Here is a 24,809-nt window from a genome sequence, read left to right as displayed (position 1 = left end):
ATCTGCCCAAAATATATTCCTTATTTCCAGAAACCTTACTATTATAACAAAAAGCAGAGAAAATTTCTCTGCTTTCAAAAAATATTATAATTAATTTTTTAGTGAATCGCTGATTTAAACTTACCGCCATTCGTCTCTTGCGTACTCATAATCGTAACAAAGGCATTTTCATCAATTTCATGCACAATCGACTTTAACTTCGTCACTTCAAGACGCGTTACAACTGCATAAATAACTTCTTTTTCTTTATCTGTATAGCCACCTTTAGCAACAAGTTTTGTTGTTCCACGGCCAAGGCGGTGTAAAATTGCATTTGATACTTCTTCATATTGATCTGACACTATTAAAACCGCTTTCGTTTCGTCTAATCCTTGAATTACTGTATCAATTGTTTTGAATGCGATATAGTACGTCATAACAGAATACATCGCCTGTTCAACACCAAATACAAATGCTGCCCATGCAAAAATGAATAAATTCACAAACATTACAAATTCACCAACAGAGAAAGGTAATTTCTTCGTTAATAAAATCCCCATAATTTCTGTTCCGTCCATTGATCCACCATGGCGAATAACAAGCCCTACACCCAGACCTAAAATAAGCCCTCCAAAAACTGTTGCTAAAATTGGCTCAGTTGTAAATGGCGGGACAGCGTGCAACGTCGATTCAATAAATGCTAAAGCAACGATTCCGAACGCAGAAGATAACATGAATGTTTTTCCAATTTGTTTATAACCCGAGTACATAAACGGAATGTTAAGGATAACAACTAAAGTAGAAAAACTTAACCACCAAATATTAGGAGTAAGATAATCTAATATAAGAGAAACACCAATAATTCCACCATCAATAATTTTATTTGGCATTAAAAATAGTTCAATCGCTACCGCCGCACACGCTGCTCCAAAGAGAATCATAACTAAGCGATATATAAGATGAATAACACTTTCTTTTCGATGTTGCTTTTTTTCCATAAGTCCTCCTTATACTCTTTATCTATAGTTTTGTTCTTATATTATAGCATAAGCTTCTTTTTCACATGGAAAAAACGAAACTCTATAAGAATATATACAAGCTATGCGCACATATATTTCGATAGTAGAACGCGTGAAGGAGGACAACACGATGAACCTCATCAAACAAATTGTTAATAAAAAATTAAACCATATTTCTACAAAAGAGCTATTAAAATATAGCAAAGAATATGACGTTCCAATTACACCCGCACAAGCTGATCAAATTGTTTTGCTTATGAAAGGAAAAAACATTAACATTTACGATAACAACGAGCGACTAGATCTCTTAAAACAAATCGCAAAGGTAACTTCTCCTGCCACTGCCCAACAAGTAAATACTTTATTTCAGCAACTATTAAAATAAGGAGGGGAAAACCCCCTCCTTATTGTGCTTTAATTTTTTCAAGAATCCCTTCATCAAAAGTACCATTCTTCAGCATTTCGATTTCTAATTTATATGGTGGCTTCTTGTCTTTTTTATCTTCACCTACATACGGCGTTTCAAGAATTTTTGGTACATTTGTAAGTTGTGGGTGATGCACAATATGATGTAGCGCCTTATATCCAATATGACCAAAACCAATATTCTCATGACGGTCTTTTCCGGCTCCGCGTACATTTTTGCTATCGTTAATATGAAGTACTTGTAAACGGTCTATTCCAACAATCTTATCAAATTCGTTTAATACACCGTCAAAATCATTTACAATATCATAGCCTGCATCGTGTGTATGACACGTATCAAAACATACAGATAACTTTTCATTATATTTTACGCCATCAATAATTTTCGCAATTTCTTCGAAGCTACGACCGCACTCCGTTCCTTTTCCTGCCATTGTTTCTAGCGCAATATTAACCGTTTGTTCTGGCGTTATTACTTCATTAAGCCCTTTAATAATTTGTTGAATACCAGCATCTGCTCCTGCACCAACGTGAGCTCCTGGGTGAAGAACAATTTGTCTCGCCACACCTAACGCTGCCGTTCTTTCAATTTCCATACGAAGGAAGTCAACACCTAATTGAAACGTCTCAGGTTTCGTCGTATTCCCAACATTAATAATATAGGGAGCATGGACGATAATTTCTTCAATACCGTTCAGTTCCATATGTTTTCTTCCTGCTTCTATATTCAATTCTTCAATTGGTTTTCTTCGTGTATTTTGCGGTGCACCTGTATAAATCATGAACGTTGTTGCACCGTACGAAACAGCCTCTTCACTTGCTGCTAATAACATCTTCTTACCACTCATTGAAACATGAGATCCAATCTTTAACATACAATCACCTCTTCAATATACAATAGATATAATGATAGCATAATTTGTAGAAACATGTAGTGAATTGTTTGTTCGCAAAAAAGGAACTACACAAATTTATATGACTATTTAAACAAGCTATACTCTATATTTAACTTAACTGGATTAGGCGAAACTTTAATCAATATTTTTCTATCCTTACTGAATACATGCTCTCACAAATAGCGTGATAAAAAAAGATAAGGGAAAATCCCTTATCTTTTTTTATTGCTATATTTTCTCTTAACTTTATCACGTTCTGTTGCAAGTTTTCGTTTATAGTTTGGTTTTACTTTCTTAGGCTTTTTAACAACCTTTGTTGCCATAACATCTAGCCCATCATTTGGTTTTTTACGGCTCTTACGACGACGACGGTCACCTAAATCCGCCCACTCATCTCCGCGTAAATCTACATGCTTAAACTCGATATGACGTTGTTTTTCCAAACTATCTAACGCTTCTTCATTTGCTGGATCATAAATTGTCACTGCAATACCTGAATGACCCGCACGTGCAGTTCTTCCAACACGGTGAACGAAGAAATCTAAATCTGATGGAAGTTCATAGTTAATAACATGACTAATTCCTTCAATATCAATACCGCGTGCTGCTAAATCAGTCGCAACAATATATTGGAATTCAAGATCACGAATTTGTTTCATCATTCTTTTACGATCACGTGGTGATAAATCTCCGTGAATTCGTCCAACTTTTAAGCCACGCTCTGTTAATCCATCAGCAACTTGGTCTGCCATTTTCTTCGTGTTAGTGAAGACAATTGCTAAATACGGCTTAAATTGAAGCAACATCTTGTTCACTAAATCAATTTTATTACGATGTCTAGAAGGCACTAAATAATGCTCAATATTTCCAGCCGCAACTTGTTTCGGATTAATATGAATATGCTCTGGATTCTCCATATATTTCTTCAAAAATGGTTTTAATTTTTGAGGAATTGTTGCAGAGAAAACTAGCATTTGTAAGTTTTTAGGCATACGTCCTGCAATTTTATCTACATCTTGAATGAATCCCATATCAAGCATTAAATCTGCTTCATCGACAATAATAGTATTTGCTTTATAAACAAATAGCGCTTTTTCTTCTACTAAGTCTTTAATACGTCCTGGTGTTCCAACTACAATATGAGGTTGTTTTTTCAACTTTTCAATTGATCGTTGTTTATCAGTTCCACCAATTAAACAACGTGCTGTAATCATTTGATCTTCTGCACAGAACTTTGTTAATTTCACGATTTCTTCGTAAATTTGTTGTGCTAACTCACGAGTAGGCGCTGTAATAACAAGTTGTACTTCTTCACGACTTGCATCAATTCTGTTTAATGTAGGAAGTAAGTATGCATGTGTTTTCCCAGAACCTGTTTGGGATTGTCCAATTACACTCACACCTTTTTTCACAACCGGGAAAATTTTCTGTTGAATTCCTGTCGGCTCCGAAAAGCGTAGTTCACGAACTGCATCTATTAAAAATGGTTTAAAATCATACTGTGTAAAAGTTTGTAGTGTCATAAGTTACACCTTCTTTCTAAAATTTCTACTGCGCGCACAAATCAAGTCAAGTCTACATTATATCGAAATCTACAAGTAAAATCCATCTTTAGTTTAGGTTTTTACTTCAAAAACTAACCTTCTTCCCTTTCATTGCATATTGTATGTGTATATACCTAACTGAAGAAAGGAGGATTTCCCACATGTTTCCGAAATCCCCTATAAGACAAATGTATCCGAATCGAGGACAACAATCTTACACACCATATCCGATTCCACAACTACCACCGATGGCTCAAAAAAAGAAAGGTTTCCTTGCTAAACTCTTTAAAAAACACGATCCAACCGAACCTTTCATGCAAATGGTCCCTCCTTATCGACAAATGGAAGGGCCACCGATGATGCACCAACAACCGCCGCACCAATATCAACAGCAACAGCCATACCAACAACAATATACACAACAATATCAACCATACATGCAGCAATATCCTCAACAGATGATACCACCTCAAATGTATGAATCAAATGATACACGTGGTGCTGCGTCAGCTACAACTGCAGCGGCATCTAGCAGCGGCATCGGTAGTTTTTTTTCAAATTTAATTTCGAACCCAACTAATATGATAAATAATATCGAAAAAGTATCCCAAGTTGTTCAATCTGTAGGGCCTGTTGTCGAGCAATACGGTCCAATTATGCGTAGTCTACCAAGCATTGTTAAAATCCTCACCTCTGGAAAAAGCACGGAGGAAAATCAAACTGAAGACGCAACAGAACAGGTTGAGGTAGCAACTCCACCTCCTCCAAAAAGGAAACGAAAACGAAAAAAAATAGTGCTTGAACCTGTAATAGAAAAAGAGGTTCCGAAAGAACCGGTTCAACAATCAGCAACAAAACCAAAACTATATGTGTAACAATCCTTTGTTTTCTATCCACTCCTCCTTTATAATGTAATGGACTATGCACAAAAGTATCCCTTGTTTAGAAGGAGAGGATTACTCACATGAAGATTGTTAAAATTTCCCCTCGTGGTTATTGCTACGGTGTTGTTGACGCAATGGTTATTGCACGTAACGCCGCATTAGATAAATCATTACCGAGACCCATTTATATTTTAGGTATGATTGTTCACAATAAGCATGTCACAGATGCTTTCGAAGAGGATGGCATCATTACATTAGACGGTCCAAGTCGATTAGAAATTTTAGATAAAATCGATTCTGGTACTGTTATTTTTACTGCACACGGTGTTTCTCCAGAAGTTAAACAACGTGCAAAAGAAAAGGTTTAACGACAATTGATGCAACTTGTCCAGATGTTACAAAAACACATGACCTTATCGAAGCAAAGAAAGCTGAAGGATACCATGTCATTTATATCGGCAAAAAAAATCATCCAGAACCAGAAGGCGCAGTTGGTATCGCACCTGATATCGTTCATCTTATCGAAAGAGCTGATGATTTAAAAACACTAGAAATTCCAACGGATAAAATTTTAGTTACGAATCAAACAACAATGAGTCAATGGGATGTTCAACATTTAATGGAAGACATTCAGAAAAAATTCCCAACAGCAGAATTCCACAAGGAAATTTGTTTAGCAACTCAAGTTCGCCAAGAAGCTGTCGCTAAACAAGCTGATGTTGCAGATTTAACAATTGTTGTCGGTGATCCGAAAAGTAACAACTCAAACCGTTTAGCACAAGTATCACAAGAAATCGCTGGTACGAAAGCATACCGCGTTGCAGACGTAGGTGAAATCCAATTAGAATGGCTACAAGGTGTAGAAAACGTAGCTGTTACAGCAGGTGCTTCTACTCCAACGCCAATTACAAAAGAAGTTATTGCTTTCTTAGAGCAATATGACCCAATGAATCCAGCTACATGGGAAAGAATTCGAAAAGTACCACTTCAAAAGATATTACCTCGTGTAAAAGTGAAAAAAGAACAATAATAAAAACCGTTGCCTATATGAGCAACGGTTTTTTATTTTACTTATACAAATGTAAACGGATCTGTATGTAACTGCGAAGCATGAATGTGTACATTGAATTTCTTTGCATCCATTTTTTCTTGCAATTGCTTTTGCACACCCTGCTTCATTACCTTTTCAACGTTATGCCCCGGGTCAACTATATTTAAACCAAGCATCATCGCATCATGAGCAACATGATAATACATGTCACCTGTTACATATACATCTGCTCCTTTAAATTTCGCTTGGTTTATATATTTATTACCGTCACCACCAAGGACAGCTACTTTACGCACTGTATCATCTAACTTCCCAACGACTCTCGCGCCCTTTACATGTAATGATTGTTTCACATGTAAAGCGAACTGTTCAAGCGTCATTTCTTCTTGTAAATACCCTATTTTACCAAGTCCTAATGTTTCCCCTTTATTATCAAGAGGATATACATCATACGCCACTTCTTCGTATGGATGGGCTGCCAACATCGCTTTAATAACTTTTCTTTGTAATGAAGCTGGAATAATCGTTTCGATACGCACCTCGTCCACACGTTCTAACTGTCCAGTTTCACCGATATAAGGGTTTGTACCTTCTTGAGGGATAAACGTACCCATCCCTTCACTACCGAACGTACAGTGGCTATAATTACCGATATGACCTGCATCCGCATCTCCAAGAGCTTTGCGCACTTCTTCTGCATGAGTTACCGGAACAAATACAACAATTTTTTTCATTTCTTCTGCATATGTAGGAACTAATACTTCTGTATTTTGTAGTCCTAACGCATCAGCAAGTAAATCATTTACCCCGCCCTTAGCAATATCTACATTTGTATGTGCTGCATAAATCGCAATATCATTTTTAATACACGCTTCAATAATTCTTCCGTACGCCTTATCTGTATGAATCGCTTTTAATGGACTAAAGATTAAAGGATGGTGCGCTATAATGATATTCGCCCCTAATTGGATCGCCTCGTCCACAACTTCCTCCGTTACATCTAACGCGATTAGTACGTGCTGTACAGGTTTATTAAGTGCCCCAATCTGCAGGCCGATCTTATCCCCTTCCATCGCTAAATGCTTCGGATACATACTTTCAAATAAAGAAATAATTTCATGACCATTCGGAATTTTACTCATGATAAAACCTCCCCTATCATTTTCATTTTCGCGTCTACTTCTGCACGCTTCGCCTGTGTTTCTTCAGATTCTGCCGCACGTTCTAACTGTTTTAAAATATTTTGGAAGTTTTTCAATTCTCCTTCCCACTTTTCCACAAAAGCTTCACTTTTTTCTTTCATTAAAAATGGACCCATAAATAATTCAGCTTGTTTATTATCTGAGTAAGGTGCTGCAATATTTCCTCGTTCCCCAACTAAAATCTCATAAATTTTCCCGTCTTCTTTTATGATTTTTTCATGGATCAGCTCCCACCCATTTTCAATAAACCATTCACGAATATGGTGCGCAGCAATATTCGGCTGTAAGATTAGACGTGTTACACCTTCTAATTTTTCTTTACCACTTTCTAAAATGTCACGAATTAACGCTCCACCCATTCCAGCGATCGTAATAACATCTACCTCTCCCGGTGTAATAACAGCTAATCCATTACCTTTACGAACGTCTACTTTGTCTTGCAAACCACTTTCAGCTACAGTTGCTTGCGCAGATCGAAATGGTCCGTCTACAACTTCTCCTGCAACTGCTTTTGTAGCAATATTATTTATAATTGTATAACACGGTAAATACGCATGATCCGATCCAATATCAGCTACTGTGGATCCTACTGGAATCTCCCGCACAACTTCTTCTAATCGTTTTGAAAGCTTTACTTCATTCATGTATTTCCATTACTCCTTCTCTTGTCAGTCTGTCTCCATGATAATGAATTTATAGTAGTTGTTGCAAGTCCATAACAACACTTCAATTCTCTATTACTAATCGTATTTTAGAAAGTATAGAAAAACAAGCCTTTTGCACAAAAGCAAAAGGCTTGTTTTATGGAACTTTATTTTTCTTCGATAACCAATCAGCTACTTTAGCCGCTTGGTCAGCTGGAACTATATTGGCAGGCATATTCCCTCTTCCTTTTGAAAGAACTTCTTTAATTTCATCTTTCGAAAGTTTCCCACCAATTTTTTGTAAATTAGGTCCCACTGCCCCTTGTAACTGATCACCGTGACAGCTCGTACAGCTTTGCTTTACAATATCCTCTGGCTTTGATGCTGTTTGCGCTGGTTTCCCACCATTTTTTGCATCAGCTAACTCTTTAGATTTATTTAGCCCCTGAAATGAAAATACAAACATAACGATAATACCTAATGCTGCAATAAGAGCGAACGGAATCAACGGATTACGTTTCATATCTCTTCCCCCCCCTCTATACCCCTAAATAGTTAGATGATTCAGTCATTTTCATTGTACTTGAAAACGTTCTATCAGAAAAGAGTAAACTAATATTTGTTAAAAATATTCCATAAATTCAGTTTATTGATTTTCACTATTATATCGCATATTATTTCGATAATTACTAACGTTTCTCATCATATTTTTTACTTTTCTACATATTATTTTGTATATAATAAACAAAATAAATCGAAAAATCGAAAAATGAGCATTTGCAAATCAAAAGACAATTCTGTAAAATAAATTACAAGAAATTGTAATCGTTGCCGATAGCTAAATTTTAACAAAAATTAACAAAATAAAAAAGTTTACTTCACAAAAGTGAAGTAAACTTAAAGGTAGCCTATTCTAAGAAATCCTTAAGACGCTTGCTACGGCTTGGATGTCTTAATTTGCGAAGTGCTTTCGCTTCAATTTGACGAATACGTTCTCTCGTTACGCCGAATACTTTCCCAACTTCTTCAAGCGTACGAGTTCGTCCATCATCTAAACCAAAACGAAGACGCAGAACATTTTCTTCACGATCTGTTAGTGTATCTAACACATCTTCTAATTGTTCTTTTAGCAACTCATACGCTGCATGGTCCGCAGGCGATGTTGCTTCTTGGTCTTCAATAAAGTCACCTAAATGGGAGTCATCTTCTTCACCAATTGGTGTTTCAAGAGAAACTGGCTCCTGTGCAATTTTTAAAATTTCGCGTACTTTTTCTGGAGCAAGATCCATTTCTTCACCAATCTCTTCAGGAGATGGTTCGCGTCCTAAATCTTGTAATAATTGACGTTGTACACGGATTAACTTATTAATTGTTTCAACCATATGAACTGGAATACGAATTGTTCGCGCTTGGTCTGCAATCGCACGTGTAATAGCCTGGCGAATCCACCAAGTTGCATACGTACTAAATTTAAAACCTTTACGGTAGTCGAACTTTTCAACTGCCTTAATTAAACCCATATTCCCTTCTTGGATTAAGTCTAAGAAAAGCATACCACGGCCCACGTAGCGCTTTGCAATACTTACTACAAGACGTAAGTTTGCTTCAGCAAGACGGCGTTTTGCTTCTTCATCGCCTTCTTCAATACGTGTCGCAAGTCGAATTTCTTCTTCTGCAGATAGTAAGTCTACACGACCAATTTCTTTTAAGTACATACGAACAGGATCATTGATTTTCACACCTGGTGGCACACTTAAATCATTAAGGTCAAATTCTTCTTCCGTTTTTGTAATTTGGCGATTATTAGGACCTTCGTCATTGTCATTGTCACCAACTAAGTCAATCCCTTGTTCACCTAAATATTCATAGTATTCATCCATTTGATCGGATTCAATTTCAAATCCATTCATGCGTTCTGCAATTTCTTCATATGTAAGAACGCCACGTTTTTTTCCAAGCTCAGTGAGTTGTTCTTTCACTTGCTCAAGGGTCATTTCAGTTTCAATTTGTTTAGAACGAGCTGGTTTGTCAGCCATCTGTTCCCCTCCTTACGCGAGATACAAACATTCATTATACTAAAATTTTATCAAAAAAGCTATTTTCTTGCTTTTTGATTTTGTAAATATGCCACATAATATTTAGCAGCCTCTACAGGATCTGTTTTTTCCATTTGTTTTACTTTAAAGATGATTTCCATCTTTTCAAGTTTTTCCTGATGACGTTTGAGCGTCTCCAAATGACCTTGCAACACTTCTTCTGTGTATTCTGGATTAATAAATTCATCCGTCGAAATATCAGTGATAATATTTTTCAACTTTTCATCAGAGAGCCAACTTAAAAATGTTCCGACTGAAGGTTCATTTCCCTTTTCATAATATGCGTATAGTTCATATAAAATCCCTTTATGTTCTTCTGTATGAAAATCTTCTATATGGGGTTCCATACGAACAGCCACTTCTGCACTTTGCAACATATGGTAAATAATTTCTCTTTCTGCCCTTTCAAAACCTGTTAACTTCGGTTTCGTTTGAACAATTTGAGATGGCTTAGAAACCTGCTTTATTTGTTTTTGCTGTACCTTTTGTTCTTTGCGATATTGGTGCAATTGATTCAAAAGTGTTTCCATTGAATACGAAAATTCTTGCGATAATGACTTTAAATATGATTCAGCCTGCATCGCATCCTGTAGCAATGATAACTCTTTTAAAACACTTTTTACATATTCTTCTTTGCCAGACTCATCTTGCAAATTTTTCCCTAAACGCAAATAATTTATTTTGAAACCAACAAAACTTATACTTGATTTCACAAGATTTTCAAAAGCAGTTGTCCCATATTGTTGCACATATTCATCAGGATCAAGCTTATCTGGCAAGGGTGTGACTTTCACTTGGCAACCAACTTGCAATAACAACTGCCCTGCTTTCATCGTCGCTTCTCGCCCTGCTTTATCACCATCATAGCAAAGAACAACAGTTTCAACGTTACGTCGCAGAAGTTTCGCTTGTTCTTCAGTTAAAGCTGTTCCCATTGTCGCAACAGCTTCTTCCACACCACTTTTTACCGCGGCTAGTACATCGGCATATCCTTCAAAAAGGACAACCTGCCCACGTTTTCTAATAAACGGCCTTGCTTGGTGGAAATTATACAACAACTTACTTTTATGAAAAATTGGTGTCTCAGGACTATTTAAATATTTCGGAGTATCATCTCCTAGCGCCCTTCCACTAAACGCTATCACCTTACCTTGTAAAGTGTAAATTGGAAACATAACCCTTCCACGGAAGCGGTCATAATGACTACCATCCTTCTCGCTTCTTATAAGAAGGCCGGCTTGTTCCATACTAGATAGCGAAAAACCTCTTTTTTGCAAAATTTTTGTCGTTGCATCCCAAGCTGGTGATGCATAACCAATTTCAAACTTCTCAATCATTTCTTTTGTAATACCACGTTTTAATAAATACGAAAGTGCTTCATTTCCTTCTTCTGTATTTACTAATAAATGGTGATAATACTTCTTCAAAAGTTCATGAGCCTGTTGCATGATGACTGTGTCATCAGATATGTTTTCTTGTTGTCCTTGCCCTGATGTATATTCTGCAACTGCAATTCCATTTCTTTCACCCAGCTTTTGAACAGCCTCGGTGAAAGCAAGTCCTTCCATTTTCATAAGAAAGGAAAATACATTTCCACCTTCTCCACATCCGAAGCAATGAAAAATTTGCTTATCAGATGAAACAGAGAATGACGGGGAATTCTCACCATGAAATGGACAAAGGCCGAAATAGTTACGCCCCTGCTTTCTAAGTTGAACATACTCACCTATCACTTCTACAATATCGGATGACGTCCGAATCTGTTCAACAACTTCTTCGGGAATTCTGTTCCCCATAACTCCATCTCCGTATTTTGTATTCGATATAAATTAAAAGATTCCTTTATAATTCGACAATATTTTTTCTAAATTTATTAGAAAGTGCTGTCGATCACGTTGTGTAAACGATTTTGGACTTTTCGTATTAGTCCTCTGACTGCGTAACTCCGCAGATACATACCTACTATATAAAATTGTATCCATTTGCTCATCTTTTACAAATGTACTTCGTGGAGACAATACATGTACTCCTTTTTTCAAAAGAAGACTAGCAAGCCACATATCCTATGTGATCACGAAATCTGTGGCTTTTGCATGTTGATAAATATAAAAACCGACTTCATCTTGCTTAAAATCTACATAGACCCAATTATCTTGCTGTTTTCTTAAACGATGAGCCTACGATACGACAAACAAAATTTCGACATAAATTTTTGTTCTAACGTGCACAATTTCATCCTTCACGGGACATGCATCTGCATCAACTAATATCTCACTGATGTTTTGCATATTTCTGTATTCTACATCCCTTCTGTGAATCCTTCCATAATGTGCGTTTTCTTGTTTAGATTTTGTCGATTTAACGTAAATACATGTCTTTTTCGCAAATCCTATCCCTAGTTTATTCTGAAAAATTAAAGTCTAAACGTAAAATATAGGTTTTTATCACAATTTTTTATTATAATATATTTTCTTCAACTACGCTACATATCCCTTTAATTTTCATTTTACATTTAAAGATAACTAAATCGTTCCTTCAACATAATAAAAAAACAGAAGAATATAAGTATAACCATTACACTGTATTCTATTACTAAATCGACAGTTATTGTCCTACTTCTCACGAGCGAAAAAAGCACATTCACCTGTGGTAAATGTGCTAAAACATTTTTTGGTTTTGCACTGCATTCACAATAATATTAGCTGTTTCTTCAATCGCCTTATTTGATACATCGATCACTTGACAATTTATTTTACTCACTACATTCTCAAAATGAACGATTTCTTCTTTAATACGATTAATATTCGCATATGTTGCTCCATCACTTAATCCAAGTGATTTTAATCGTTCTTTTCGAATATGATTTAACTTATCCGGTGTAATTTTCAAACCGAAACATTTCTCTTTTGCCACTTTATATAATTCCTCAGGCGGATCCACTTCTGGTACAAGTGGTACATTGGCAACTTTCAAGCGTTTGTTATGCGCTAAATATTGTGAAAGTGGTGTTTTTGATGTACGTGAAATTCCAATCAACACGATATCGGCTTTTAAAATACCACGTGCATCTCTACCATCATCGTACTTAACAGCAAATTCAATCGCTTCAATCTTTTTAAAGTACTCTTCATCTAATCTTCGAACGACACCTGGCTCATACCTTGGTACTTGTCCTGTAATTTCTTCAATTTGATCGATAAGAGGTCCGATAATATCGTATGCCTCTACCCCTTCTTTTGCCGCCTCTGTCAATAAATATTGACGCATATCAGGCTTTACTAACGTAAAACAAATAAGCGCCTGATTGCTCTTGGCAATCGAGATCACTTCTTTTAATGTCCCTGTATCTTCTACATAAGGTACACGTCTAATATCAGGAGCGAATGGGAACTGTCCCATTGCCGCTCTAACAACCAAATCAGCCGTTTCTCCTACAGAGTCAGATACGACATATACGATTTTATTATCCATTACATTACCTCACTTTAAACAAATTACACTTATTCGTTATTTACTAAATTTACAAACGCACGTGTAATATTTGTTTTTGTAATTCGCCCAATCACTTCTAGACCTTGTTTCGTGTCCTTTACAACTGGCATTGCATCAATCTGTCTTTCTATTAATTCCATCGCAATATCATATAAAGAATCCTCCCTGCGACACATCGCAATGTTTGGCATCCTTGTCATGATAATATTAACCGGGAGAGAGGTTAAATCCTGCTTTCCTAAGCTAGCTCGTAATAAATCTTTACGAGATACAACGCCAACCAATAAAGTAGCTTGATCTACAACAAACAATGTACCAACATCCTCTAGAAACATAGTACAGATTGCATCGTATACTGATACATTTTTATCAATTACAGCAGGTCTAGATTGATAATCTTGCACTTTAATTTTTTTAACAGCTTCAGATAATAGCTGCCCCCCAGTTTTACCCGTATAAAAATAACCTACGCGTGGACGCGCTTCTAAATAACCAGCCATCGTTAAAATTGCTAAGTCTGGTCTTAGCGTTGCACGTGTTAAACCCAATTGCGCAGCAATTGACTCCCCTGTAATAGGACCGTGATCTTTTACAATCTGAATGATATGTTCTTGCCGTTTATTCAGCTCTATGATAATCACCACCTTTAATGCACAACGAAAAAAGTTATACTATCTCTTAAATATTATATACTAAATATGCTATTCGAAAAAGAAAGTATGTAAAAAGGACCGTATACGGCCCTAATTATATTTGAAATTTATCAAGTTGTTCTAAGAAACGCCTTGATTTCAAATAAATCCCACAATATTCATCATAATATGTATTCAATACTGTGCGCATTTGTTTTTTTGTACTATCCTTTACCGATACATTACCGAGCCGGTGTAGATCGAAGTGAAAAAAGAGACGTAATAATTTATGAACAGCCTCTCCCACCGGAATACGATACTGATCTTGCTCTGCATGACGCGAGCACAGAAAACCGCCTTCCCGAACAGAGAAGGCGACAAAATCTGTTTCTTGATGACAAATAGCACATGTATCAAAGTACGGGCGCATCCCTAATACCGGAAGCATTTTCGTTTGATAAATTAATGATAATACTTCAGGGTCAACACCCTCACACATATAATGCAACGTTTGATATAACATTTCAAATAAATACGGATTATTCTTCTTATCTTCTGTTGCTTTATCAGTTAATTCAATAATAAATGATGCATAAGCAGTTAAAAATATATCCTCACGAATTTCTTTCATAGATGAAATAATCTCGCCTTGTTGCAAAGTTCCAAGTCCAGATCCTATTTGAATAAGAAAATGACCATGTGTCATAAGTTGCGAAACAGCTGCTAACCGACTCTTCGGTTTTTTCGCCCCTCTTGCCATTGCACTTACCTTACCAAATTCCCGTGAGAATATTGTAACAATCTTGTTCGTTTCTCCGTAATCTGTCGTACGGATAACAATGCCCTCAACTTTTTGAAACATGTTCGTCACCATCCAAGGTTTGAACAAAACGGGTCAAGAAATTGGAGAGTCTAGATGCGCTAACTCCTCTTCATGTTGATCCATCTCATCGTTTACGTCTTTTTCCATTTCTTTCAAAAGCAAATACGTTTCAATGCTTCCTGTTTTGGAGAAAAACTTCCAGGTAAAATCTAGCATAAGAATCCACCTTTCTCAATAAGCGTAGCCTATAAACCAATTTCCTTTGTTGTTATTAAATTGACCCATTTTGTTCATTTTCATGTGAGAAAAATTTTTCCTAATTTATCAAGGTTCATAAAAACCAATAATCAGTGGATGAATGAACCATCCACTGATTACAACTTTACTCCATATTAATACTCGTCTTCACGGAAACCAAGGTCACGGAGCTGCGACATCTTATTACGCCAATCTTTTTGCACTTTTACCCATACTTCTAAAAATACTTTAGAACCAAGTAGTGCTTCAATGTCAAAACGAGCTCGCTTACCGACTTCTTTTAACATCTTCCCTTGCTTACCTATAATAATTCCTTTTTGTGATGCACGTTCAACAACAATCGTTGCGTTTATATAAACCGCTCCGCCCTCACGTTTTTGAATCGCATCAATAACAACCGCTACAGAGTGCGGCACTTCTTCACGTGTTAAATGTAATACTTTTTCACGAATAAGCTCTGAAATAATAAATCGCTCTGGATGATCCGTTACTTGATTATCTGGGTAGTATTGCGGTCCTTCTGGTAAATACTTTTTAATTGTTCCAATTAAAGCGTCCACATTATTACCGTCTAATGCAGAAATTGGTACAATCTCGGCAAACTCATATAGTTTACGGTATTGATCAATTAACTCTAATAATTGCTCTGGATGAAGTTGGTCAATTTTATTAATTACCAAAAATACTGGTTGTTTCGTTTCTTTTAATTTCTCAATAATGAATTCCTCACCACGACCAAATCCTTCAACTGCATTGACCATAAACAGAACAATATCAACTTCTTTTAATGTCGTTTGAGCCATCTTCACCATGAAGTCGCCTAGTTTATGTTTAGGTTTATGTATTCCTGGTGTATCAATGAAAATTACTTGTGAATCATTTTCTGTATATACGCCTTGAATTTTATTACGAGTTGTTTGTGGCTTGTCACTCATAATGGCAATTTTTTGGCCGATAATACGATTTAAAAATGTAGATTTTCCAACATTCGGTCTGCCAATAATAGAGACAAAACCTGATTTATAACCTTTTCTATTCATGTAAATCCTCCGCTAAAAATGCTCCTGGTAACAATTCTCCAACTGTAGTCTCTTGAACGTCACCATGTAAATTTGATAGGTATACTTTCGTATCCTGTTTACATAATTCTATCATAACTTGTCGACATGCTCCACAAGGAGGTACCGGACGCTTTGTATCCGCTACAACTGCAATAGCTACAAACCCTTTATCTCCTTCAGAAATCGCCTTAAATAAAGCTGTTCTTTCTGCACAGTTACATAAACCATATGATGCATTTTCAACATTACATCCACGATATATTTTTCCATCCTGAGTTAGTAAAGCTGCACCTACTTGAAATTTAGAATATGGTACGTACGCTTGTTTACGCGCTTCGATTGCTTCTTGAATTAATTGTTTGCTATTCATATTCCCGCATCCTTTCCGTTCACAGCTGTGAATAGATACATTCTTCTATTAAAGGCCCTCACGGCGCTCCCAAAGCTTAATAAAAACTTTGGAATGCAACTATACCATATACGGTAAGAAGATAATAGCACCAATTACAACAGCTATAATCGTAAATAATAAAACTGATCCCGCTGCAACATCCTTTGCGTTTTTCGCAAACGGATGAATATCAGTGGTTGCTAAATCTACTGTTTTTTCAATAGCCGTATTCACCATCTCCAAACTCATTACAATTCCAATCACAATAAGTAATACAATCCATTCTATTTTTGTAATATGGAAATAAAAGCCGCAGCATATGACAATGACTGCGGCTAAATAATGAATTTTCATATTTCGTTCATGACGAAGACAAAAGTATATACCAGCTATAGCATATCCAAAACTATTTATAAGTTTTCCTTTTTTCATCGCCCTAATCCAAATGCCTCTAAAATTTCTTTTTGTCTTCCAAACATTTCTTTTTCATCTTCTTCTGTCATGTGATCATAACCAAGCAAATGTAAAAAGCCATGTAACGCTAAAAACCCAAGTTCACGATCAAAAGAGTGTCCATATTCCTCAGCTTGCTCTTTCGCTCTTGGAATAGAAATAATAAGATCCCCTAACATACGTGGCATCTCCGCACCGATAATTTCCATTTCGCCTTCTCCCATTTCTTCCATAGCAAAAGAAATAACGTCCGTAGGCTGATCCTTATCTCGGTAATCACGGTTTATTTCACGAATACGTTCATTATCTACAAATGTAACCGATAATTCTGCGCCTTCTTCTATGTTCTCCATTTGGGCCGCTTTCTCTACTAAACCTCGAATCAAACTTATATATTCGTCTTTCACTTCTTCTGTTTCATCAATAAAATCAATTAATAAACTCATTCTTTCTCCTTTTCTTCCGGCGGTTCCGGATATGTAATACGGGAATGGAAAATACCATTTAACGTTTCACATAACGTTTTTCCAACGATTTGTAGTTCCTTAAATGTCAAATCACATTCACTAAATTGACCGTCTTGCAAACGATCTCTAATAATACTTTGCACTAAATTATTAATCTGATCTGGCGTTGGATGGTTCATCGAACGTACCGCCGCTTCTACACTATCAGCAATACCAACGATCGCCGACTCTTTAGAAGTTGCTTTTGATCCTGGATAGCGGAACATTCCCTCCGTATATTTCTCTTTATCTTCTTTAATCGCCTTATAGTAAAAATATTTAAGTAACGTTGTACCATGATGCTGTCCAGCAATATCGATAATTTCTTGAGGTATATGGTGTTCTTCTAACATTCTCACCCCATCGGTTACATGAGCAATTATAATATCTTTGCTCGTTACAGGGTCTAATCTATCATGCGGGTTTTCAATACCCATTTGGTTTTCAATAAAAAACTGTGGTTGTACCGTTTTCCCTACATCATGATAATACGCCCCTACACGCGCTAATACTCCATTTGCTCCAACTGCTTCACAAGCAGCTTCTGAGAGATTAGCTACCATTACACTATGATGATATGTACCTGGTGCTTCTAATAAAATTTTACGCAAAAGCGGGTGATTCGGACTTGAAAGTTCCATCAACTTCATACTCGATACAATCCCAAGACCACTTTCTAAATATGGTAAAATCCCCATAGCTAGAACAGAAGAGATAATACCCGAAACAGCAGCCATTAATAATTGCACCCCAATTTCAAGAGGCGAAAAATTCCCGTTACGTAATAATAGCAAAGCCGCTAATACGACTACATTTAATACAGAAACGAGTATACCAGCTTGTAAAATCATCGTACGACGATTTTTTTCTCTCAAGAAAATACTAACTGATAATGAACTTAATAAAACATAAATCCCCACACTATAATTCAGTGTACTTGTTACACCTTCATTAAACATAATACTTCCGCATACAGAAAAGATCATACTCGTTAAAAATACAAATCGATCACCAATCATTAATTTTACAAGTATTGTTCCCATGGCAACTGGAACAACATACGCGATTCCTGCATATTCAAGCTTTTGAAACAAACTAATGATTTTCATTAAAACAATCGTGATAGACAAAATTGTAATATACGCTAAGACATACGGCCTATCTTCTCTTTTCCGCTGTAAAAACACTTCAAACTGCTTATGCATAAAGTACAATAACACACAAATGAGTACCGCTAGACCAACATAAGGTTGGAAGGTATTGCCCTTCTCTAACAATCCTGCTAACTTCAACTGCTCATATGCTTCTCGTGAAATCGTATCGCCTTCTTTCACAAGAACTTGCCCTTGAAGGATAAAAACTGATGCAACTGAATCTTCCGCTATTTTTTTACTATCTTTCGTCGCAGCTGAATCATAAAAATAGTTCGCTGTAACCGCATACTTCCCTAGTGTATTCACCGCATCTTTTAAATCACTACTTATACTTACGCTACTCATTTCAGTAACGAATTGTTCTCTGGCAGCTTCTTCTTGATCCATCTTGATGTGTTCCCTCATAATTTTATTAACCGCTGTTACAGCCGCATCCTTTGCCAATGACAATTGACTTGAATCAGCATTAATAAATTTCAACAAAATCGGATCGGTTAAACTTTTTGCTAAATCTGTTGGTAATTTCTTCTTTAACTTGTCCAATTTGTCCACATCAGAAATTTTTTTATACTCGTCTGGGCCAGTTGATTTAGCCTCTGCCTCTACTTCACTTACCGCATCAAAGACGGAAGTTACAATATCCACTTTATTTTGCTTATATTCGCTTTTATATGTATATTTATCCTCAACCTTTTGAGCGGCTTCGTTTTTCTTTTTCGCCGTTGCGGCTTTATCTTCAATTTTAATAGGAGAGTGAATTGTTTTTTTAGCAATTTCGAGCTCTTTAACATCTAATTGCTCTGGCTTTACATTATTCATAAGTGCAAAAAACAGTACTGCTCCTAATAATACGTAAGAAACCCAACTTAGTTTTTTCGAATGTTGTATATTACGAAACCACTTAAAAATTTCTTGAGATCTTGACATGATTTCAATACCTTCTCCTCTCCAGAAATAAAGTGAAACTATTTATAGCTTTCATTTCTTCTAGGCAACGATAATTTTTGGACAACATTTTTATCCACTATCACCTATAGTTCATTTCCCTCATCTTTAATGATAGTAAAAAATATGCCATTCGCCAACCTTATCATACAAAAAGAAATGACCCTGACAAATAGGATCATTCCATTTTATCATATGCCTCAATAATACGTTGCACTAATGGGTGTCTCACAACGTCTGTTTGTTCCAGCGTTATGAACGAAAGACCTGATACACCAGATAAAATATTAGCAGCAATAGAAAGACCTGATTTTACCCCTTTTGGCAAATCTACCTGTGAGGGGTCTCCCGTAATAACCATTTTAGAACTAAAACCTAATCGTGTTAAAAACATTTTTATTTGAGCACCAGTTGTATTCTGTGCCTCATCTAATATAACAAATGAATCATCAAGAGTACGTCCTCTCATATAAGCAAGAGGTGCAATTTCAATTACACCACGTTCCATCATACGCTGTGTGTATTCTTGCCCAAGAATATCGTGCAACGCATCATACAACGGACGTAAATACGGATCTACTTTTTCTTTCAAATCACCTGGTAAAAAGCCTAAACTCTCTCCAGCCTCTACAGCAGGTCTTGTTAAAATGATTTTCTTCACATACCCTTGCTTTAAAGCTCTCACAGCCATTACTACAGCTAAGTATGTCTTCCCTGTCCCAGCAGGTCCTATCCCAAATACAACATCATTCTTTTTCATTGCATGAATATATCTTCTTTGTCCCATCGTTTTCACACGAATGGATTTACCTTTTGCTGTTTTAAAAATTTCCTCTTCATATAACTCTTCGAATTGAGCAATTTTCCCTTGTTTCCCAAGCTGAATTGCGTACGCAACATCTCTTTCCGAAATTGATACACCTTTACGGATAACAACAAGTAGCTGTTGTAAGATTTTTTCTACGAGCACTACAGCTTCATCTGCCCCAGATACACGAACAGACTCTCCTCTAGTTATAATCGATACACTAAGTTCTCGTTCAATTACTTTTAAATGAGCATCATTTACCCCAAATAGAGCGATTGCCTCGTTAGGATTTTCCAATTGTTGGTTCATTTCTACTAATTGTTCTGCCATCACTCAGTCTCCTTGAATATCGGATTCAGATATTGGTTGCGGCTCAGCAATATTTTCAATCACTGTGTAATGTAACGTGACCTTTAAGTGATCCGCCTCAATCTCTTTACTCAAAATCTTATCACTTACAATCATAGCATGTTCATCCAATTTTTTCTTTAGTTCTTTTTCTGCCATCTCTTTTGCCACTTTCATCGCTTGTTTTTCAGTATATTCTCGGTTTGCTTCTTCTTCTTCTCGTACAATATCTTTTTCGTACGCAATCGGTAATGTGAAGCCAAATAATTTCACATCATGTTTTACACTTTCAGTACGAGAGCGCTTATACTTATCATGTTGAAATCCCCATATTTTTATTTTAACACTACCAAATTCAAGAAAATATTCATTATAAGAATTACCAGTATACACTTGAAATTGTGTTTTTAACGGAACATCAACTTCAGATTTGTACCAAGTTTCCCCGTATACAATACCTTTAGCCGAAACAACTGTCGGATTCTCCTCATTACCATACATCCCCGATACGAGAAGCTGTCCCTTTTCTACATGGTCATTTTTCATAACGACCGGTTTTCCTACCTCCACAAACGTTTTCGTAATAGTTGCTTCTTTTTCGCAATTAAATTTTGCGGCCTTTGTTCCTTTCTTTTTCGGCTCGTTTTTTTCAACAATTTTAAAATGATATGTTGTCCCTCTTATTTCCAATCCTGCCCAAGTAATTGCATTAATATTGTCCGTTAAATGCCGCTGAACATTTTCTACACTAGGCATTTGAAACTGTAATTTCCCTTTTTTAATACCCATTTTATCCAATTCTTTCATCAATATATATTCCGTTTCAGGTTTTGCTCCTGTAATTTCAATTTTCCAAACCATATTTGATAATGCAATCATTCCGAAAAAAAATATTAAAAACCCAATTAAAAATCCACTATTTTTAATTAAACGCTTATTCCAAAATGGAAAACCGTAACGTCCAATAAAATATAATTTACATTCATTCTTTCTATAAATTGGTTTTATCTTTTTCACATCTCGTAATAACATGCAAAAAACTAACGTTTCATCCGCTATCTTCTTTACATCCCAAACTAATAAATTCTTACGTACACATTCGTTAACGAAGCGTTCTGCTCCTCTACCTTCAATTCGCACTTTTACATACCCAAGCCATTTTATAAACCATTTATTTTTCATCGACTACCTTCACTACCTTTCTAAAAGTAGATACAACACTTTTCACTTTAAGCATCAAATAGCTCGTACTAATCGAAGCTTTAATCGGTGAGGTTTTTCTCCTCACTAATCGGGCATATGCATAGGATGAAAGTTTAATAAGTGGAGGTTTTGTCCATACCCACTGATTATTAGCGCACACCCATCGAGCTTTTACGGGCAGTAAATGCGGGATAAAGTGAATATTAAGGTCAGATCACTAAAATAAAGAAGAAAAACTTCACAAACGGAAGTTTCCCTCACTCCTCTTTCTTTTCATTTTCTAAAAACATCACTTGTTCGATAATCCCTTCAAGCAAAAGTTCTTCCGGGAGGATTGTTTTAATAACAAAGGATTGCCCCTTAATTAATAGTTGACCTTGTTTTAATAACAACCTTACTTCTTTATCTGAAAACACTAATAAACCTCGATGATTTTCTATATAGATATGCACTTGCCCAACAAGCGTAATCCGAGGTAGATCCATTAGCACATCCACTGGCAGGTCTATTTGCTTCGTTAACCAATTCTTCATTTGTTCTAATTTTTTCATCTCAAAAGACCCCCTCTCATCCCATATGTATGAAAAAAGAGCTTGTAATATCACGTCCAAACTGAAAAAAGCATAAAAAAACGTCTCATACGAAATGAGACGCTTTTTTATGCTAATAGCTGTATAACCAGCTTATTCACAAGTGATCCGTCTGTTTTACCTTTTACTTTCGGCATAACAGCAGTCATCACTTTACCCATATCTGCTTTAGATGTAGCACCAACTTCAGAAATAACTTGCTTAATTATATCCGCTAGTTCTTCTTCTGTTAATTGCTCCGGCAAATATGCGCTTAAAATCTGAATTTCACTTTGCAGTTTATCAACAAGGTCTTCACGACCAGCTTTTTTAAATTCAAGGAGGGAGTCCTTATACTGTTTTACTTCACGAGCTAAAACTGTTAATTCCTCTTCTTCAGTAAGAGTATGTTGCAGTTTAATACCTTCATTTTGTAAAGCAGCCTTAACCATACGAATAACGGTTAATTTTTCTTTTTGTTTATTCTTCATCGCTTGTTTCATATCATCGTTTAAACGACCGAGAAGACTCATCACTTACACCCTCTCTTAGAACTTACGCTTTCTTGCCGCTTCAGATTTCTTCTTACGTTTTACACTTGGCTTTTCATAAAACTCGCGCTTTCTTGCTTCAGCAAGTGTACCAGTTTTAGAAACCGATCTTTTAAAACGGCGAAGTGCATCCTCCAAAGACTCGTTTTTACGAACGACTGTTTTTGACATTCTCTTTCCCTCCCTCCGAAACATCACACTTACATACTAACTTCAGCATGCAAAAAGAAACACTTCTTCAGCATGTCTTTTACGATTATAATACATTTTATCACTTCAGGTCAACTATTTGACAGAATAAAAGAAGACTAGATGCTCTTCCTTTTTCAAAAATCTATGTAAACAGCCATTATCGCTTCCACCTCAAAACAAATATATTTTTATCACGCAAACTTTTTCATACAAAATCTGCTAAATAACCACTTATTTTATGGGCACTCCATTACATCCATTTCAATACTTAACTTCTCCCCGAAAGAAAAAAGCATGCAAACCATTTTCGGTTGCATGCTTTTTATTATGCGCTTGCTGATTCTTTTTTCACATCATCTTCAAGAACACGAACAAATTGCGCTTCGTTATATGGATAACCAGCTTTCGTAATTTTTACTTTCACTAGCTTACCAATTAATTCTTCTGACCCTTCAAATACAATTTTCAAATAGTTATCTGTATAACCTACATATAACCCTTCACGGTCGCCATCTTTAAATTGCTCTTCCGGGATAATTTCAAGCACTTCGCCTTCGAACTGTGAAGCATACTCTTTCGCTAATTGATTAGATAGTTCAATTAAACGGTGAACACGATCGTTCTTCACATCTTCAGGAACTTGATCTTCCATACGCGCTGCAGGTGTTCCTGTACGTTTCGAGTAAGGGAATACGTGTAACTCAGAGAAGCGATTCTCTTTAATGAAATTGTACGTTTCCATAAACTCTTCTTCTGTTTCACCTGGGAAACCAACAATTACGTCAGATGTAATTGCCAGACCTGGTAACGCTTTTTTCAAACGATCTAAACGCTCTTGGAAAAATTCCATCGTATATTTACGACGCATACGTTTTAATACTGTATTAGATCCTGATTGCAACGGAATATGCAAATGACGTACAACTACTTCAGATTTATCTAACACTTCAATTACTTCATCTGAAATTTGACTCGCTTCAATAGAAGAAATACGAAGTCGTTTTAATCCGCCTACTTCTGCTTCCATATCACGAAGTAATCCAGCTAAGTTATAATCTTTAATATCTTCACCGTATCCACCGGTATGAATACCTGTTAATACAATTTCTTTATAGCCTGCGTCTACTAATTGCTGCGCTTGTTTAATAACTTCTTTTCCATCACGAGAACGCATTAAACCACGCGCCCAAGGAATGATACAGAACGTACAGAAGTTATTGCAACCTTCTTGTATTTTTAATGAAGCGCGTGTACGATCCGTGAAATATGGCACATCAAGTTCTTCGTACACACGTGTTTTCATAATGTTACGGACAGCATTAATTGGTTGACGCTCTTTACGGAATTCTTCAATGTATCCTAACATCTTTTCACGATCCTGTGTACCAACTACAATATCTACACCTGGAATCGCCATAATTTCAGCTGGAGATGTTTGTGCATAACATCCAGTTACACATATTACTGCATCTGGATTTTGACGTACAGCACGTCTAATAACTTGACGGCTCTTTTTATCTCCCGTATTCGTTACTGTACATGTGTTAATAACATATACATCAGATTTCTTTTCATATTCAGTTCTTTCATAACCACCTTGTTTAAACAATTGCCAAATCGCTTCTGTTTCATAGTGGTTTACTTTACAACCTAACGTGTGGAACGCAACAGTTGACATTGAT

General features: G+C 36.2%; 26 protein-coding genes and 1 pseudogene. 3 read left to right on the top strand and 24 right to left on the bottom strand.

Features of this window, described 5'->3' with window-relative positions; translation table 11 throughout:
- Window positions 1-98: 98 nt before the first annotated feature.
- Window positions 99-977: a YitT family protein gene (locus tag CDB3_RS02600; RefSeq protein WP_097830668.1), complete on the bottom strand. Its 879-nt coding sequence runs from the start codon at window positions 975-977 to the stop codon at window positions 99-101.
- Between the two features lie 151 nt (window positions 978-1,128).
- Between CDB3_RS02600 and CDB3_RS02595 the strand changes: the two genes are divergently transcribed.
- The gene (locus tag CDB3_RS02595) at window positions 1,129-1,383 is read left to right on the top strand and encodes a DUF2624 domain-containing protein (protein ID WP_128853383.1); all 255 of its coding nucleotides are present in this window, start codon (window positions 1,129-1,131) and stop codon (window positions 1,381-1,383) included.
- Window positions 1,384-1,402: 19 nt separating this feature from the next.
- Here CDB3_RS02595 and CDB3_RS02590 read toward each other — a convergent pair whose 3' ends face one another.
- Both CDB3_RS02590 and CDB3_RS02585 read right to left on the bottom strand, forming a co-directional pair.
- Window positions 1,403-2,299: a deoxyribonuclease IV gene (locus CDB3_RS02590; protein WP_097830666.1), complete on the bottom strand. Its 897-nt coding sequence runs from the start codon at window positions 2,297-2,299 to the stop codon at window positions 1,403-1,405.
- A gap of 233 nt (window positions 2,300-2,532) precedes the next feature.
- On the bottom strand, window positions 2,533-3,843 hold the full coding sequence (locus tag CDB3_RS02585; RefSeq protein WP_097830665.1) for a DEAD/DEAH box helicase: 1,311 nt from the start codon (window positions 3,841-3,843) through the stop codon (window positions 2,533-2,535).
- A 182-nt stretch (window positions 3,844-4,025) separates the two neighbouring features.
- On the opposite strand from CDB3_RS02585, the gene vrrA reads away from it, so the two are divergent.
- Together vrrA and CDB3_RS02575 are read left to right on the top strand one after the other, a co-directional pair.
- Entirely contained in the window at window positions 4,026-4,739 is a 714-nt protein-coding gene (gene vrrA, locus CDB3_RS02580; protein WP_128853382.1) for a VrrA/YqfQ family protein, read from the top strand.
- An 89-nt stretch (window positions 4,740-4,828) separates the two neighbouring features.
- A pseudogene (locus CDB3_RS02575) lies at window positions 4,829-5,778 on the top strand (4-hydroxy-3-methylbut-2-enyl diphosphate reductase).
- Between the two features lie 41 nt (window positions 5,779-5,819).
- On the opposite strand, the gene CDB3_RS02570 reads toward CDB3_RS02575, so the two are convergent.
- From CDB3_RS02570 to mtaB, 21 genes are all read right to left on the bottom strand, one after another.
- Window positions 5,820-6,941, bottom strand: coding sequence for a Nif3-like dinuclear metal center hexameric protein (locus tag CDB3_RS02570; protein WP_128853381.1), 1,122 nt, complete (start codon window positions 6,939-6,941; stop codon window positions 5,820-5,822).
- Window positions 6,938-7,645, bottom strand: coding sequence for a tRNA (adenine(22)-N(1))-methyltransferase (locus CDB3_RS02565; RefSeq protein ID WP_128853380.1), 708 nt, complete (start codon window positions 7,643-7,645; stop codon window positions 6,938-6,940). The genes CDB3_RS02570 and CDB3_RS02565 overlap by 4 nt, the downstream gene beginning before the upstream one ends.
- A 157-nt stretch (window positions 7,646-7,802) precedes the next feature.
- Window positions 7,803-8,168 carry a cytochrome c550 gene (gene cccA / locus CDB3_RS02560; protein WP_128853379.1) on the bottom strand — a complete coding sequence of 122 codons (366 nt, stop codon included), beginning with the start codon at window positions 8,166-8,168 and terminating at the stop codon, window positions 7,803-7,805.
- Between the two features lie 385 nt (window positions 8,169-8,553).
- A complete protein-coding gene (gene rpoD, locus CDB3_RS02555) occupies window positions 8,554-9,681 on the bottom strand; it encodes an RNA polymerase sigma factor RpoD (protein ID WP_000764062.1) in 1,128 nt (375 codons plus the stop codon).
- Between the two features lie 59 nt (window positions 9,682-9,740).
- Window positions 9,741-11,537, bottom strand: a complete 1,797-nt coding sequence (gene dnaG / locus CDB3_RS02550) for a DNA primase (RefSeq protein WP_128853378.1) — start codon at window positions 11,535-11,537, stop codon at window positions 9,741-9,743.
- Between the two features lie 33 nt (window positions 11,538-11,570).
- Complete coding sequence (locus CDB3_RS32140; RefSeq protein WP_256869571.1) at window positions 11,571-11,759, bottom strand: DUF188 domain-containing protein; 189 nt, start codon at window positions 11,757-11,759, stop codon at window positions 11,571-11,573.
- 640 nt (window positions 11,760-12,399) lie between these two features.
- The gene (locus tag CDB3_RS02540; RefSeq protein WP_071747361.1) at window positions 12,400-13,212 is read right to left on the bottom strand and encodes a pyruvate, water dikinase regulatory protein; all 813 of its coding nucleotides are present in this window, start codon (window positions 13,210-13,212) and stop codon (window positions 12,400-12,402) included.
- 29 nt (window positions 13,213-13,241) lie between these two features.
- On the bottom strand, window positions 13,242-13,874 hold the full coding sequence (ccpN, locus tag CDB3_RS02535; RefSeq protein ID WP_083596090.1) for a transcriptional regulator CcpN: 633 nt from the start codon (window positions 13,872-13,874) through the stop codon (window positions 13,242-13,244).
- A gap of 106 nt (window positions 13,875-13,980) precedes the next feature.
- Window positions 13,981-14,727 carry a DNA repair protein RecO gene (gene recO, locus CDB3_RS02530; RefSeq protein ID WP_000487006.1) on the bottom strand — a complete coding sequence of 249 codons (747 nt, stop codon included), beginning with the start codon at window positions 14,725-14,727 and terminating at the stop codon, window positions 13,981-13,983.
- 33 nt (window positions 14,728-14,760) lie between these two features.
- Entirely contained in the window at window positions 14,761-14,904 is a 144-nt protein-coding gene (locus CDB3_RS02525; protein WP_000883924.1) for a YqzL family protein, read from the bottom strand.
- Between the two features lie 176 nt (window positions 14,905-15,080).
- Complete coding sequence (era, locus tag CDB3_RS02520) at window positions 15,081-15,986, bottom strand: GTPase Era (RefSeq protein WP_001080239.1); 906 nt, start codon at window positions 15,984-15,986, stop codon at window positions 15,081-15,083.
- Window positions 15,979-16,377 (bottom strand): cytidine deaminase, encoded by a 399-nt coding sequence (locus tag CDB3_RS02515; protein ID WP_001086292.1) that lies wholly within the window; start codon window positions 16,375-16,377, stop codon window positions 15,979-15,981. Before CDB3_RS02515 ends, era begins: the two co-directional genes overlap by 8 nt.
- Before the next feature lie 99 nt (window positions 16,378-16,476).
- Window positions 16,477-16,830 carry a diacylglycerol kinase family protein gene (locus tag CDB3_RS02510; RefSeq protein ID WP_000715486.1) on the bottom strand — a complete coding sequence of 118 codons (354 nt, stop codon included), beginning with the start codon at window positions 16,828-16,830 and terminating at the stop codon, window positions 16,477-16,479.
- Window positions 16,827-17,297, bottom strand: a complete 471-nt coding sequence (gene ybeY / locus CDB3_RS02505; RefSeq protein ID WP_000054678.1) for an rRNA maturation RNase YbeY — start codon at window positions 17,295-17,297, stop codon at window positions 16,827-16,829. The genes CDB3_RS02510 and ybeY overlap by 4 nt, the downstream gene beginning before the upstream one ends.
- Window positions 17,294-19,438: an HD family phosphohydrolase gene (locus tag CDB3_RS02500; protein WP_097830656.1), complete on the bottom strand. Its 2,145-nt coding sequence runs from the start codon at window positions 19,436-19,438 to the stop codon at window positions 17,294-17,296. The genes ybeY and CDB3_RS02500 overlap by 4 nt, the downstream gene beginning before the upstream one ends.
- A gap of 196 nt (window positions 19,439-19,634) precedes the next feature.
- Window positions 19,635-20,594, bottom strand: coding sequence for a PhoH family protein (locus CDB3_RS02495; protein ID WP_000840505.1), 960 nt, complete (start codon window positions 20,592-20,594; stop codon window positions 19,635-19,637).
- A 3-nt stretch (window positions 20,595-20,597) separates the two neighbouring features.
- A complete protein-coding gene (yqfD, locus tag CDB3_RS02490) occupies window positions 20,598-21,794 on the bottom strand; it encodes a sporulation protein YqfD (RefSeq protein WP_128853377.1) in 1,197 nt (398 codons plus the stop codon).
- Window positions 21,795-22,072: 278 nt separating this feature from the next.
- Entirely contained in the window at window positions 22,073-22,366 is a 294-nt protein-coding gene (yqfC, locus tag CDB3_RS02485; protein WP_000732268.1) for a sporulation protein YqfC, read from the bottom strand.
- 107 nt (window positions 22,367-22,473) lie between these two features.
- Window positions 22,474-22,917 (bottom strand): GatB/YqeY domain-containing protein, encoded by a 444-nt coding sequence (locus tag CDB3_RS02480; RefSeq protein ID WP_000054578.1) that lies wholly within the window; start codon window positions 22,915-22,917, stop codon window positions 22,474-22,476.
- Window positions 22,918-22,932: 15 nt separating this feature from the next.
- A complete protein-coding gene (gene rpsU / locus CDB3_RS02475) occupies window positions 22,933-23,106 on the bottom strand; it encodes a 30S ribosomal protein S21 (protein ID WP_000048061.1) in 174 nt (57 codons plus the stop codon).
- A 346-nt stretch (window positions 23,107-23,452) separates the two neighbouring features.
- Window positions 23,453-24,805: a tRNA (N(6)-L-threonylcarbamoyladenosine(37)-C(2))-methylthiotransferase MtaB gene (gene mtaB / locus CDB3_RS02470; protein WP_128853376.1), complete on the bottom strand. Its 1,353-nt coding sequence runs from the start codon at window positions 24,803-24,805 to the stop codon at window positions 23,453-23,455.
- Window positions 24,806-24,809 lie beyond the last annotated feature (4 nt).

Source organism: Bacillus sp. CDB3, assembly GCF_002081505.1.
Classification (GTDB): Bacteria; Bacillota; Bacilli; order Bacillales; family Bacillaceae_G; genus Bacillus_A; species Bacillus_A cereus_AT.
Note: the sequence above shows the minus strand (reverse complement) of the source record. Positions and strands in the feature narration are given on the sequence as shown.

Bases quoted from the DNA above. Each gene is read 5' to 3' on its own strand.
- rpsU (WP_000048061.1), bottom strand. From the start codon at position 23,106: ATGTCAAAAACAGTCGTTCGTAAAAACGAGTCTTTGGAGGATGCACTT.
- CDB3_RS02525 (WP_000883924.1), bottom strand. From the start codon at position 14,904: ATGCTAGATTTTACCTGGAAGTTTTTCTCCAAAACAGGAAGCATTGAA.
- recO (WP_000487006.1), bottom strand. From the start codon at position 14,727: ATGTTTCAAAAAGTTGAGGGCATTGTTATCCGTACGACAGATTACGGA.
- CDB3_RS02570 (WP_128853381.1), bottom strand. From the start codon at position 6,941: ATGAGTAAAATTCCGAATGGTCATGAAATTATTTCTTTATTTGAAAGT.
- CDB3_RS02600 (WP_097830668.1), bottom strand. From the start codon at position 977: ATGGAAAAAAAGCAACATCGAAAAGAAAGTGTTATTCATCTTATATAT.
- era (WP_001080239.1), bottom strand. From the start codon at position 15,986: ATGAATAGAAAAGGTTATAAATCAGGTTTTGTCTCTATTATTGGCAGA.
- CDB3_RS02590 (WP_097830666.1), bottom strand. From the start codon at position 2,299: ATGTTAAAGATTGGATCTCATGTTTCAATGAGTGGTAAGAAGATGTTA.
- vrrA (WP_128853382.1), top strand. From the start codon at position 4,026: ATGTTTCCGAAATCCCCTATAAGACAAATGTATCCGAATCGAGGACAA.
- CDB3_RS02510 (WP_000715486.1), bottom strand. From the start codon at position 16,830: ATGAAAAAAGGAAAACTTATAAATAGTTTTGGATATGCTATAGCTGGT.
- CDB3_RS02565 (WP_128853380.1), bottom strand. From the start codon at position 7,645: ATGAATGAAGTAAAGCTTTCAAAACGATTAGAAGAAGTTGTGCGGGAG.
- CDB3_RS02595 (WP_128853383.1), top strand. From the start codon at position 1,129: ATGAACCTCATCAAACAAATTGTTAATAAAAAATTAAACCATATTTCT.
- rpoD (WP_000764062.1), bottom strand. From the start codon at position 9,681: ATGGCTGACAAACCAGCTCGTTCTAAACAAATTGAAACTGAAATGACC.
- CDB3_RS02540 (WP_071747361.1), bottom strand. From the start codon at position 13,212: ATGGATAATAAAATCGTATATGTCGTATCTGACTCTGTAGGAGAAACG.
- cccA (WP_128853379.1), bottom strand. From the start codon at position 8,168: ATGAAACGTAATCCGTTGATTCCGTTCGCTCTTATTGCAGCATTAGGT.
- mtaB (WP_128853376.1), bottom strand. From the start codon at position 24,805: ATGTCAACTGTTGCGTTCCACACGTTAGGTTGTAAAGTAAACCACTAT.
- ybeY (WP_000054678.1), bottom strand. From the start codon at position 17,297: ATGAGTTTATTAATTGATTTTATTGATGAAACAGAAGAAGTGAAAGAC.
- CDB3_RS02495 (WP_000840505.1), bottom strand. From the start codon at position 20,594: ATGGCAGAACAATTAGTAGAAATGAACCAACAATTGGAAAATCCTAAC.
- dnaG (WP_128853378.1), bottom strand. From the start codon at position 11,537: ATGGGGAACAGAATTCCCGAAGAAGTTGTTGAACAGATTCGGACGTCA.
- yqfC (WP_000732268.1), bottom strand. From the start codon at position 22,366: ATGAAAAAATTAGAACAAATGAAGAATTGGTTAACGAAGCAAATAGAC.
- CDB3_RS02515 (WP_001086292.1), bottom strand. From the start codon at position 16,377: ATGAATAGCAAACAATTAATTCAAGAAGCAATCGAAGCGCGTAAACAA.
- CDB3_RS02480 (WP_000054578.1), bottom strand. From the start codon at position 22,917: ATGAGTCTTCTCGGTCGTTTAAACGATGATATGAAACAAGCGATGAAG.
- CDB3_RS02585 (WP_097830665.1), bottom strand. From the start codon at position 3,843: ATGACACTACAAACTTTTACACAGTATGATTTTAAACCATTTTTAATA.
- yqfD (WP_128853377.1), bottom strand. From the start codon at position 21,794: ATGAAAAATAAATGGTTTATAAAATGGCTTGGGTATGTAAAAGTGCGA.
- CDB3_RS02500 (WP_097830656.1), bottom strand. From the start codon at position 19,438: ATGTCAAGATCTCAAGAAATTTTTAAGTGGTTTCGTAATATACAACAT.